The sequence below is a fragment of the Methanosarcina thermophila TM-1 genome (genome assembly GCF_000969885.1).
Lineage (GTDB): Archaea > Halobacteriota > Methanosarcinia > Methanosarcinales > Methanosarcinaceae > Methanosarcina > Methanosarcina thermophila.
The window spans coordinates 2,960,219-2,971,753 of the sequence record NZ_CP009501.1; the positions used below are offsets into that span (position 1 = coordinate 2,960,219).

An 11,535-nucleotide genomic window follows, 5' to 3' on the forward strand; every position below is an offset into this window, starting at 1 on the left:
CGTATATAGATAAAAGTATACATAGATAAATTAGAATTTTTTCAGTTATATGGGGGTAAATTATGGAAGAGAAAGAACAGAAAGCAATATTTGGAGTCTGTCCAAATTGTGGAAAGCCGTTCAGGATAGAACCAACAGGTGGCGGGGAAGATTGGCGCTTCTGCTCAGATGTCTGCTTAAATCCTGCAGCAATACCAACAGGGGCAAGGCTGATGCCCGATCAGGCTACTCTACGCTTTGTAGATGGAAACATGAATGAGTATCTGCGAGATGAATATATCAAAGTTCACGGTATCGATCCTCTGCCCATCTGGAAAGCTATGGAGAAATGGCGTGAAGAACAAATGAAAAAATGGAAGATGTAACTCGAGGTATATACTTTCTGAATTATTTCACCTTTTTACTTATTCTCTTATTTTGCTTTTTTTCAGTTTTATTTCTTAGTTCTTATTTCTCTAGTTTTAATTTTACCTTTACCCTCCTAGCTTTTATCTTTACTCTCTCCCGATTGTATTCCATATTATGTTTTATTTTTGCTTCTGTCATCTTCCCCCTTTTTTAATTTTTAATTTTATTCCCCTCATTATTCTCTCAGGCATATCGAATAATACAGGTGAAGATGCAATAATGCTTAATATTAAAATGAGATTACAATTCTCGATAGATTAAATTGACCGAATTTCGAGATAAGATATAAATAATATATCCTTAATTTCTGGAAGCGAGATTAATTTAGTCGGGAATTAAAATTTCTTTCTACTGGCGTGGATACTTTCTGTTTTTAAGATTTGGAGGGGTTGATTGGAGAAGCAAAAAGTTAAAGATGCGGTTAGAGCATTTAGTGAGCTAATTGAGAGGAATAAGGATAGACAACCTTATTCAGATTATAAAGAAGGAATAAATCATGGACTCGAAATAGCCAAAGATACATTTGAGGAAAATGCGGAGAAATTTATTTATTCCAATTCAACTGAAGAGCGGGATGCAAAGATAAAAAACTTACAGGATAAATTTAACCTTCTTTTAGACACGATAGTTGTCGAAAAACCCCGTTATACCGGAGACCATTTGAAAGGGATAGATAAAGGTTTCGAGAAATCTAAAAAGCTATTTGGGGAATTTATAAAGAATTTCGTATAATTGAATTAAAGCTTAGAATCTCCAATTTTTCATTATCCTCTCTTCATTTTCATTATTTGTTGATTCTCTTTTATAGAAAGTAATTTTTATTTCTTTATCGTAGGATCGGGGATTACTGCAGCAACTGAAATACTATCTTGTTTTCCGTACATACGCCTGTGTTGGTAGAATATACAGTCAGAGACTATATGTTCATCAGCTAAGCTTCAATCTAATTTGCAGGTAAAATACACATTTACTGGCAGAAATAGTCTTTTTTGTCGATTAAATGTCTCATCCATTATCGTTTAAAGCTATTCCTCGTATTTCCAATAATTCAGATAACCTGTTCAATGCGTATTTTTTTTCATTTATCATAACTTCTAATTTGTTTACTTCCGCCTCTAACTGTGCAATTTCTATTTTTAACTGTAATATCTGCTCCTTAATGAGATCATTACTTTGCATCGTATCCGTCCGGTAACTTTGTATTAACCCCTTAAATCAATGATATTGCATATGTATAAATCAATTCGTTCTCACTTTTTAGATATTCACTTACTTATTATTCTGTCACTATTGTGATCTCTGACAAATAGATATATGTATTATTTGAAAACAAACCCACTACAACGTGATTAAAATGATTTAATCAAACAACGTGATTAAAATGATTTAATCAAGAGTGGGCTGCCTTATCTATTTAAATAATTAAAAATAAAGTTCAGCTTAAAAATATTGAAGTCGTCCAACTAAAAAAACATAAAGTCACACTGCAGGAGAAAACCACTTCTCAAAGTCGTTTCCATTCAAAAGGCGATCCATTGCGATAGGGACTAAAGTTTTCCACTGTTTTCCCGGCATATGGGATTGAGTTGTGCGTTCTATACAGTCAAAGTAAGATTTGTCTGAAGACCTAAAAAAGGAAGGATTTACCGATTTGAATGTTTTATAATGGCGGGATAGAATGGCAGCAGTTGAAACGACTGAAAGGTTAGGACGTAGCCTTGGCTTTTTCTCGACTTTTGCAATCAGTACAGGTACAATTATTGGGGAGGGATATTCATTATAGACCACAAATCCTGAAAATCAGGGGACTGAGTATTAAGCCTGTTGAAATGAGGATTAAAATCTTAAATTTATAAATTGTCCCTCAATGAGCCTTTTTTCGTCCATTCCTTCTTTTCCAAAAATTTGTGTTTTTATTTGGAAAGTCGAGGTATATATGTTATAAGATTAATATAACATTATAGGAAAAAGCTTATAAAAATAATTAAACATGATTATTAATGAGCTTTTATTTTTTTAAGTGAGCGTCCATATGGATAATTTCACATTTGAGAGGGGGAATTTTATGTCAGTTAAGATAGAGTGGCAAATTTTTACAGCCGAAACACGGAACGACGGTACATGGAGTTCAAACAGTCCCGCGCTTGCGGAATTGCTCAATGCCATAGCGGGTCCGGAAAAAATTAAGGAGCCTACTCAGGATATCGAGGTTGCAATGGCTCATCTGGCGATTAAAGGACTGCCGTATTTCAAAATAATCGAGGAAAATTCCGGAAATAATGGGGGGAATAACAGCACCAAGAACTATTCTGAAACCCTCGGTTTAAACAAATCTTCCGGTAAATCAGGTTAAAAAATAGTTCATTAGTGTTAAATAATATTACTATTTGAGAAAAATGTATTATCTTAGTTATCTTTGTGAACTAATAGTAGTAACGTATGAATAAAACTTTTAATTTTTATTTTAATAATACTATTTTTTCTTAACAAATTTCTGTATCTTATTTAAATTTAAAAGATTAATAAGTATCCGGGAACACTGAGCTAAATAAATATATTAAGTCTGTCAATGAACTGAATACCGATCTTTTATCTTTCGGGTTTGGGGTTACGTGGCTGTCTCAAATTTGTTCTCGCCGCAATTTGAGAGTGACAAAGCTTTAAGAGCTGCTAGCCACCCACATGCTCCAATTATCATACGCACGTAGTTTAGACGCACCCACCAGAAAACTGTGGACTCAACCTCAGAAGCAGGCAATGTTTCGGCTTGCCACAACCAGATCATTTTAGGGACAAAATAAGTGTAAGTAAAAATTCTGTAGATCACCATTATAATTGAGGCTGCTAGCCACCATTTGCGTCTCCTTCCCGTGGTACGCCAGGCTACAACTGCATTTGCAAGTGCAAGCAAAGCAACGGGAGGGGATACGAATGCCCAGAATTTAAGCGCTGAGCTTTCCTGGCCCGAGCGAGAAAGTGCGTCGCCAACTTCTTCTGGAGGCACATTACTCCACTGGGGAACGACAATTTGTTTCTCATAAAGGCCAGCTCCGAACTGAATACCAACCCAGATGACAAAAAGCCATAATAGAACTTCTCCTGCCTGGTGCTTATTCACAGATCAGTCCTCCAAAGTTTGATATAATTTCTTTAAGTCATTTGTAGAGAGACGACAGGACTGACAATAAGATGACCAAAATAAAACTATAGCTACTGGCCAAATTCCCCCATCAGCTCCTCACCATTTCTCGATATTGATATTCAAAATTTTGCAGATATAATTATAAATATTGTTTTATAACTAATACCCTATAAATACTATCTTTTTTAGCTTTCTGCTTCTTTGAGTGAAAGGCAGGGATTGGATTAAGATGTACATATTCCCTATGAAATCACTTTAATTTAGCTAATAAACACTATTGGATACTGATAATTAGAACGAAATATTTTCTCTATTTTTACGCAAAATTCTTTTAAAAATAATCTTCTATACTTAAATGGGGGAAGTAAATGCCATATAAAAGCAATTCCGAACTGCCGGAAACAGTTAAGGAAAACCTGCCGGAACACGGACAGGATATCTACAGGGAAGCTTTCAATAGCGCCTGGGAAGAGTATAAAGAACCTTCCGATCGACGGGGAGGAGCTTCAAGAGAGGAGACCGCACATAAGGTTGCTTGGAGTGCAGTCAAGCGAGTATACAAAAAAGATTCAAGGGGAAAATGGGTAAAAAAGGACTGAAATTGTGATTTGTGAAGTCCTGCTGTCTCCTTCTGTATTCTTTCCATGTAATCTGCGATCTGAGTTTAATTCTTCTTCGGACTCTATTTTAAACTCTGTTTTAGGTTCTCTTTTGTCTCTACTCTCAACTCTACTTTAAATTCTATTTTGTCAATCTTTTAATCTTTTATTCATCTGTAATAAAAGAGGGTTTTTGCGGAGTGTTTAAGATAAAACCAGGGTGTTAAGACAGTACAGGTGAAACCATAAAAGATAGCAAAGTACAACAGAGCCTCTTGTAACAATAAAGACGGCAAAGTACAACAGAACATTTTATATATATAGAGAAAGTATACCTATATGTGGGAAGTCAGAACATTTTACACATATCGGGAAAGTATTACTAAATGTGGGAAGGTAACAAGAGTGGGTATATTATCCTTTATAATACGGCATGGATGTAAATACCGCACATCGTGTTCGCATTTCCAAAAGGGAGGTAAATACTGCGAAGGAATAGATTACTGTAAGTGCGGGTTGTTTTTGAAAAAGCAACGGGGAATATAAGCTTTTTTACTTCTCGTTCCAGGACTATTGTCTCTCTGCTAGTTCTCCGGTAATTTTAAGATTTTTATGCTTGAAAGGGTTGTAATTACAGGGTATAGCTTGAGAAATGTACTTTATCGGTTAGTCTTTAAAAGTTTATCTAGATGTTCAGACTTTATCTATTCACGTTAAGTTTTTAAACTTATACCATGTTTTTGGAGGGGTAGTGTGACAAAGATAAAGTCTTTAAATCCATTAAGCCTGTCTCTTTTCTTGCTTCTCCTGTATGGATTTACAGCGGGCTGTATAGATTCTGCGGATAATGGGGAAAATTCTGTTTCAGATTCGGTTCCTGAAACTCCGGTAACGGATATAAAGGACTTAATCCCTGACAGGATGAACACCTTTTTGACTGATGAGGAAGGTTCAGGAGAACGAAATAGCGTAGATAGGAATAAGAGTGCTTTAAATTCCGAAGGTTCTGTATCTTCTGATATCCCGAATGTTCCGACTTATCCCGAAGAGAAATCAGATATCGTTTATCCCAGGGAGTACAGGCGGCTATCTCTAAATTTTCAGAGAGGCATAGGTTCAGAAGATGAAAGAATTGCATCTGAGGTCTTCAATATTACCGGGAAGACATCGGGATACAATATTAAAGATGCATGTGATATTTTTGATTATGTGAACCGGCACTGGAAGTATCGGTATGACGGGAATGCCGAGTTCTTCTTTGGGGCTGCTCAAACTATAAATGAGGGCTATGTGGGAGACTGCGATGACTACTCCATAGTCATATCTGCCCTTTTAAGGAATATGGGATTCAATACAAGGGTTGTTACTTCAATAAATGGGAGCTATGGACATGCCTATCCTGAGCTTTACATAGGGAACGATACAGAAACTGCATATGAGATTCTAGGGTATGTAAAGGGCAGATATTCTTATGCCGAGAGTATCTGGTATTCAATCAGAGAACTTGAAGGGGGGGAGCTCCAGTACTGGCTGAACTTCGATTGGAGTGGTTCAAACGGGTACATGCATCCAGGAGGCAAATATTTTGAAGGCTCACAGGTAATTTATTATCCTAATGGACTAATCGAGTTCTGAATTAACCTGTGAGCTGAAATCCTCCTTTCTTACGAAAAAGCATATTTTTTCACATAAAATCCCAAAAAAGAAAAAAATAAGAGAAAAATAAGTTTAACCCTTTTTCCCTTTCTAAAATAAAGTTTTCAAATTAAATTTCTATGATTAACTTTATATGGGCATACTTCTACCCTCTTTTGGTAAAAGGAAGTCTCGGCTGGACTAAATTTTTTAAAAAGGCGTAAAGGGGCGTTTTATGACAATAAATGACTATAGCGAACTCATTCGGGGAGACAGGGTGCGGGCTAATACGTCTCCTGAAATTAACCAGGCAATCGATACTGAAATAGCTGCATCAGTTCGATTCTATGCGAGCAAAACCAATTATGAGATAACCAAAAGAATAAAAGAGCTGGATCTTGAATGGGATATCGAGCGATATCTTGAGGCTAATGCAGCTATATTTACTGCAATCGGATCCTCAATGGGTTTTAAAAAAAGCAGGTTCTGGCTTATTCTGCCACTAACAGTCTCCATTTTCCTGCTTCAACATGCAGTACAGGGCTGGTGCCCTCCAGTGTCCGTGTTCCGACGGCTTGGCATACGTACAAGACGGGAAATCGAGGTGGAAAAATACGCGCTTAAAGCTTTGCGTGGGGATTTTGACGAAGTTTCAGATCAGGAAATCAGCATAAATCGTGCAAAAAAGGCTGTAACTGAGAGTAGAAGTGTTTAATATCCTCAATAATCTTAATTTTCTTATATATCTCTTTTGGGATTTTGCCCTGCTTTTTTTGTTAAGCCTGAGTTCTTCTCTCAGCCTCCTGATCTCGATATCCTGTAGTATTCCGAATCTTTCCTCTTCGAATTTTATTTTTAGATATTATTAAATAAATACAGACCATAATTTCATTCTGCCGAACGATATTTATTTTTTCAAACTTAAGGGGGAGTTAGAACGTCAGAAACAGGAATAGGTAATCTTGATAAAAGTATTGATCTGACCAATGTATGGATAAGGGACATTCTGAGCCAGCTGAGGTGGCAAAGCAAGGAAAGTGGATACCAGGCACTCAGGGGCACGCTTCACGCACTCAGGGATAGGCTCCCACCAGAGGAAGCGGTCGATCTCGCAGCACAGTTGCCCCTTATAGTTAAAGGGATATATTATGACGGCTGGACTCTCAGGGATAAGCCTGAGAAATTCAAAAAAGAGGAATTTGCAAGAAGGGTGCACGCACAGTTTGGGTTCGATGAGAATGTAAATCCGGCTGAAGTTATTCGGGCTGTCCTGCGGGTAATGTACAACCATATGGGCGAAGGGGAGCTTTGGGATGTCAGATCCAATATGCCGAAAGAAATCCAGGAATGGTTCCCTGAGGAGGTCGCCCCAAAGGGATAAAAAACGTGCTCTTACATAGAAATCTTTTTTGGGAACCTTTTTTAATCCTGCTGTCCATCTGGGTTTCTCATCTTTCTCTTTCTTGCGGAGATTTCTTTTCTCCATTTCCTTCGAAACTTTCTCCCGCTGTTCCTTTCTCAAAAGAATTATATCATATAAATCCTAACTATGTTAATCTCTCAATGTTACAAATCCAAATAATTGTGTTAAGCCCGCATAAAAAATGAGGTTTTAAAAATGACAGAGAAAATTGGAATTTTGGCCATAGGTCACGGGAGCAAGCTGCCTTACAACAAGGAAGTAGTTACTCAGATCGCAGATTACATTGCAAAGAAGCATTCCGATGTCGTTGTACGAGCCGGCTTTATGGAGAATGATGAACCAACACTTGAGGAAGCAATTGAAGGCTTTTCAGGTACCGGGGTCACAAAAATTGCAGCAGTACCGGTTTTCCTGGCTTCGGGAGTTCATATAACAAAGGATATCCCTAAAATCCTGAGCCTGGATGAAAATGGCTGCGGTACCCTGGAAATCGACGGAAAAACAGTTCCAGTGTGCTACGCAAAGCCCCTCGGAGCTGATGAACTTATCGCTGACCTTGTGTTCAAAAGGGCTCAGGAAGCCCTTTAAATTCTTATACGGGGTCCGATCTTATCATGGGCCTGCATCAGAGGAAGCTCGCCGTGCTCGACCTGACTCATGGCGGCATTCCAATTGCTAAAAGCCTCGCAGCTGCTGGAAACGAAGTAACCGGTATAGATGTTTATGGGACAGTTGAACCTGGTGCTTTGCTTGAGCTTGAAGAAAAATACGGGATCCGCTGCTCAAAAATTCCTTTTCCTTCTGCCAAATTCGATCTTCTGGTCGCGCCCGTACATCTGGATCCTGCCTATCCCATGCTAGTAGAAGCCAGATCACAGGGAAAAACTGTCCTTTCGCATCACCAGATCGTCGGAGAAATCCTCAAAAGTGATTCAAGACTCTCAGGCATAAAAACTGTTGAGGTTACAGGCGTAAAAGCAAAAACAAGCACTGCATCTCTTCTTGCTGATATGCTTTCTAGGAGGTTTGAAGTAGCGCTGCATACCTCACGGGGGCTCGAATACTGGAAAGCGGGATCTTCTTCTCTTATCCATAAAGGTCTCAGCATAACTCCCGGAAGCATTCTTGTTGCAGTTGATAAAGTTTTTGAATCAGGTTTAATGCCGGATTTTTTTATCTTCGAAATCTCGATAGGAGGTACAGGCACCGCTGATTTTGGGATCCTTACAACCCTTTTGCCGGACTATGGGATTGCAAACAATACCGCCCTCGCAAGCGAGGCGAAACTCCAGCTCGTAAGACATGCAAAACCTGAAGGTGTTCTTCTAATTAATTCTGGAGCTGAAAAAGCACTCGAAGCTGCAAAAAAAAGTCAGGCAAAGGTTTTAACCTTTAAAGATCCCTTCATTATTGAGTCTCCTCAAATCCCGGATCAGATAGCCGACTTCGTGCTGGAATCCAAATGCGGATCTGCATCATCAATCTCAAAGTCCTCAACATCTTCCGAATTATCAGGCTCTTTCATTCGCTTTATGCACAGGGGAAAAGAAATTTTTTCAGTTTCCCCGCGTCCAGGGTATAATTTCCTGGCTTACAGGACTGCCTTTGTTGCAGCATCAGCAGCTGCCCTCGAACTTGGAATTGGACATGAGGCTATTTCTTCGGTAATTGAGAAGTTCGAAGGACTCTCGGGCAGGATGCAGGAAAAGGTGATGAATGGCATCTGCCTTATAGACAATTCCAATTCAGGCATGGATATCCTCTCAGCCGAAAAAGCCCTTGAATATGCTCTCCTAAAAAAAAAGGACGAAAGGAAGGGAAATATAATCCTTGTGCTGGGAGAAGAAGCCTCTCAGGTTTGTGAAGGACTGCCCCCCGAATCCGTGCAGCGTTTTGTAGAAAAATTCGGTACAAAATGCAGCCAGGTTATCCTGGTAGGGGAACGGATGAGGACTATAAGTGGGAAAAACATATCTTACGCAGGGAATCTTCATGAGGGACTCTTAAAAGCCTCAAAATTTGCAGGAGGGGTAGATATAATACTCTCTTCAGTAAAATGCTTTCGCTAAACTTCTTTCCGGAGTTGTTTCCAGAATTATTATGATACAATTTTATACAGGCTCTTCCAATCTGTATCCGTTTCCATTACCTGTTAAATTCCACTGCCCGTGTTTCCTGCACTATCTTACGGTACAGCCAAGTTCTCCGGGATACAGGAATTCTGAAGGAAACACATTATCATCCCGATAATCATCTCGATTAGTTGAATAAGAGGACTTATCATGACTGGAAAAGAGATTTCAATCATCCATCCCCGCCCCAGTTCCATAGTTGCGGCTCTTTACACTCTCAGAGACTTAAATGTTGATGTCGCTATTCTGCATGGACCTCCTGGCTGCTCATTTAAACATGCAAGGTTGCTCGAAGAAGACGGCATACATGTAGTTACCACTGCTCTTGATGAGAATGGCTTTGTTTTCGGAGGTCACGACCGACTTGTAGAATTAATAAACAAATCTGTGGAACTTTTTAATCCCAAAATTATAGGGGTTGTAGGCACCTGCGCCAGTATGATTATCGGGGAAGAAATGCATGAAGCTGTGCTTGAGGCTAATCCGGATGTCCCTGTAATCGAAGTTGAGGTGCATGCAGGCTACCACAATAACACAAAAGGAGTACTCTTTGCCCTGGAATCCGCACTCGATGTCGGGATCATCGACCGTAAAGAATTCGAGCGCCAGGAATACCTCCTTACAAAAGCTACAGAAGTGGAAAGGAGGTTTGGGGCTGCAAGCAGGGAATACCTTGCCCCCTCTCGCGGGGATGTCAAATATAAGGTTGCAAAGCGTGTAATTGAACTGCTTAAAGAAGGTAAGAAGGGCCTGGTCATCATGAATGCTAAAAAAGAGACCGGCTACATGTTTGCGGACATCACCCTTGCGGTCAATGAGGTTGCAGCACTTCTTGGGAAAAAAGAAAACATTATCAATATGGCAAATATCGACCCGAAACTCGGGCTTCCAAGGGTAAGGCAGCATGCTGAATATATATTGAGAGATTTCAACGCACATAATGTTGAGGTGCATGAGATTATTGGCGGTATGGACGAGTATCCGATTGCAGGGGAAAAGGTCAGCGAATTGATAAAGGAAAAATACAGCGATTTCGATTTTGCGATAATTACGGGCGTTCCGCACGCAATCCCTATGGAGCACATAAGAGGTATGGAGCTAATTTCAGTCACTAACGGACCGAGACAGGTTTTGCCCTTAAAAGAAATGGGGCACGAATATGTACTGGTTGAAATCGATCTTCACCCGAAAACACTCGGAGTCAGTGGAATCGTGGAATCAGAGTTTGGAGCTACCTTAAGGGAAGTTGCAAAGGAAGCCTGAGCAAGAAAAACCAGAATAACATCAGGAGGAAGATCCTTTGAAAAAACAAAAGATCATAGCGATCTACGGAAAGGGCGGAATAGGCAAATCGAGCACGGCTTCAAACGTTGCTGCCGCCTGTGCCGAGGCAGGAAAGAAAGTAATGATCATAGGCTGCGATCCTAAAAGTGACTCATCAATCACCCTGCTTGGAGGCAGGAGAATTCCAACCATTCTCGACCTCCTGCGCGAAGGTGTGGATGTAAAAGAAGAAGATGTAGTTTTTGAAGGATATGCAGGAGTCAAATGTGTGGAAGCAGGCGGTCCTGAACCTGGCATAGGGTGTGCAGGTCGGGGAATTATTGTTGCCATCCAGAAATTGAAAAGCATCTCAGGAGATCTCCTGAAAGAACAGGACCTCATAATTTATGATGTGCCCGGAGACATTGTCTGCGGCGGCTTTGTTGCCCCTGTCAGGAAAGGGTTCGTAAATGAGGCTTATGTCCTGACCTCAGGCGAATACATGCCCCTTTATGCAGCAAATAACATCTGCAAGGGTCTTTCCAAAATAGGAATGCCGCTTAGCGGGGTAATCTGCAATTCCAGAAACGTAAGCAGGGAAGAGGAAATTGTTACGAAATTCGCTGAGGAGATCGGCAGCCAGCTTATGGCTTTTATCCCGAAACGACAGGTAGTCCAGGACTGTGAAAGGGAAGGTTATTCTGTAATGGAAAAAGCGCCCGAATCCGATATTGCAGATATTTACCGCAAGCTTGGAAAAGCAATCCTTGAAAACGAAAAAAGAGTTACATCAAATCCCCTGAGTGACGAGCGGTTGAGGGAACTGACTAAGTGAACTGGAGCACAGATTAATTTACGACTTAAGCTGCAAGGACAATAGACTATAAACATATATTTACCGTACAATGCCGTGCAAAACAAATCAGGGGTATA

14 protein-coding genes are annotated in these 11,535 nt (G+C 39.9%); 11 read left to right on the forward strand and 3 right to left on the reverse strand.

Annotation, left to right across the window (positions count from 1 at the left end):
* Positions 1-62: 62 nt before the first annotated feature.
* Complete coding sequence (locus MSTHT_RS12945) at positions 63-365, forward strand: hypothetical protein (RefSeq protein ID WP_048168137.1); 303 nt, start codon at positions 63-65, stop codon at positions 363-365.
* A gap of 436 nt (positions 366-801) precedes the next feature.
* Positions 802-1,140, forward strand: coding sequence for a hypothetical protein (locus MSTHT_RS12950; protein WP_048168138.1), 339 nt, complete (start codon positions 802-804; stop codon positions 1,138-1,140).
* Positions 1,141-1,413: 273 nt separating this feature from the next.
* Here the strand turns inward: MSTHT_RS12950 and MSTHT_RS14645 are convergent, their stop codons facing one another.
* Together MSTHT_RS14645 and MSTHT_RS12955 are read right to left on the reverse strand one after the other, a co-directional pair.
* Complete coding sequence (locus MSTHT_RS14645) at positions 1,414-1,587, reverse strand: hypothetical protein (protein WP_156149761.1); 174 nt, start codon at positions 1,585-1,587, stop codon at positions 1,414-1,416.
* A 300-nt stretch (positions 1,588-1,887) separates the two neighbouring features.
* A complete protein-coding gene (locus MSTHT_RS12955; protein WP_048168139.1) occupies positions 1,888-2,196 on the reverse strand; it encodes a hypothetical protein in 309 nt (102 codons plus the stop codon).
* 277 nt (positions 2,197-2,473) lie between these two features.
* On the opposite strand from MSTHT_RS12955, the gene MSTHT_RS12960 reads away from it, so the two are divergent.
* Positions 2,474-2,761, forward strand: coding sequence for a hypothetical protein (locus tag MSTHT_RS12960; RefSeq protein WP_048168140.1), 288 nt, complete (start codon positions 2,474-2,476; stop codon positions 2,759-2,761).
* A 255-nt stretch (positions 2,762-3,016) separates the two neighbouring features.
* Here the strand turns inward: MSTHT_RS12960 and MSTHT_RS12965 are convergent, their stop codons facing one another.
* A complete protein-coding gene (locus tag MSTHT_RS12965) occupies positions 3,017-3,526 on the reverse strand; it encodes a DUF1772 domain-containing protein (RefSeq protein ID WP_048168141.1) in 510 nt (169 codons plus the stop codon).
* 392 nt (positions 3,527-3,918) lie between these two features.
* Between MSTHT_RS12965 and MSTHT_RS12970 the strand changes: the two genes are divergently transcribed.
* From MSTHT_RS12970 to cfbC, 8 genes are all read left to right on the forward strand, one after another.
* Positions 3,919-4,149: a ChaB family protein gene (locus MSTHT_RS12970; protein WP_048168142.1), complete on the forward strand. Its 231-nt coding sequence runs from the start codon at positions 3,919-3,921 to the stop codon at positions 4,147-4,149.
* A 753-nt stretch (positions 4,150-4,902) separates the two neighbouring features.
* The gene (locus tag MSTHT_RS12975) at positions 4,903-5,784 is read left to right on the forward strand and encodes a transglutaminase-like domain-containing protein (protein ID WP_231588101.1); all 882 of its coding nucleotides are present in this window, start codon (positions 4,903-4,905) and stop codon (positions 5,782-5,784) included.
* Positions 5,785-6,019: 235 nt separating this feature from the next.
* Positions 6,020-6,499, forward strand: a complete 480-nt coding sequence (locus MSTHT_RS12980; RefSeq protein ID WP_048168143.1) for a DUF2892 domain-containing protein — start codon at positions 6,020-6,022, stop codon at positions 6,497-6,499.
* A gap of 279 nt (positions 6,500-6,778) precedes the next feature.
* Positions 6,779-7,165, forward strand: coding sequence for a DUF2267 domain-containing protein (locus MSTHT_RS14160; protein ID WP_259274607.1), 387 nt, complete (start codon positions 6,779-6,781; stop codon positions 7,163-7,165).
* A 216-nt stretch (positions 7,166-7,381) separates the two neighbouring features.
* Positions 7,382-7,795: a sirohydrochlorin nickelochelatase gene (gene cfbA / locus MSTHT_RS12990; RefSeq protein ID WP_259274606.1), complete on the forward strand. Its 414-nt coding sequence runs from the start codon at positions 7,382-7,384 to the stop codon at positions 7,793-7,795.
* 26 nt (positions 7,796-7,821) lie between these two features.
* A complete protein-coding gene (gene cfbE, locus MSTHT_RS12995) occupies positions 7,822-9,276 on the forward strand; it encodes a coenzyme F430 synthase (protein ID WP_048168146.1) in 1,455 nt (484 codons plus the stop codon).
* A gap of 213 nt (positions 9,277-9,489) precedes the next feature.
* A complete protein-coding gene (gene cfbD / locus MSTHT_RS13000; protein ID WP_048168147.1) occupies positions 9,490-10,602 on the forward strand; it encodes a Ni-sirohydrochlorin a,c-diamide reductive cyclase catalytic subunit in 1,113 nt (370 codons plus the stop codon).
* A gap of 37 nt (positions 10,603-10,639) precedes the next feature.
* Positions 10,640-11,437: a Ni-sirohydrochlorin a,c-diamide reductive cyclase ATP-dependent reductase subunit gene (cfbC, locus tag MSTHT_RS13005; protein ID WP_048168148.1), complete on the forward strand. Its 798-nt coding sequence runs from the start codon at positions 10,640-10,642 to the stop codon at positions 11,435-11,437.
* Positions 11,438-11,535: the final 98 nt, after the last annotated feature.

What these genes read in the sequence shown, in the direction of transcription:
- MSTHT_RS12945 (WP_048168137.1), top strand. Translation starts at nt 63, where the DNA reads ATGGAAGAGAAAGAACAGAAAGCAATATTTGGAGTCTGTCCAAATTGT.
- MSTHT_RS14645 (WP_156149761.1), bottom strand. Translation starts at nt 1,587, where the DNA reads ATGCAAAGTAATGATCTCATTAAGGAGCAGATATTACAGTTAAAAATA.
- MSTHT_RS12960 (WP_048168140.1), top strand. Translation starts at nt 2,474, where the DNA reads ATGTCAGTTAAGATAGAGTGGCAAATTTTTACAGCCGAAACACGGAAC.
- MSTHT_RS12970 (WP_048168142.1), top strand. Translation starts at nt 3,919, where the DNA reads ATGCCATATAAAAGCAATTCCGAACTGCCGGAAACAGTTAAGGAAAAC.
- MSTHT_RS12980 (WP_048168143.1), top strand. Translation starts at nt 6,020, where the DNA reads ATGACAATAAATGACTATAGCGAACTCATTCGGGGAGACAGGGTGCGG.
- cfbE (WP_048168146.1), top strand. Translation starts at nt 7,822, where the DNA reads ATGGGCCTGCATCAGAGGAAGCTCGCCGTGCTCGACCTGACTCATGGC.
- cfbD (WP_048168147.1), top strand. Translation starts at nt 9,490, where the DNA reads ATGACTGGAAAAGAGATTTCAATCATCCATCCCCGCCCCAGTTCCATA.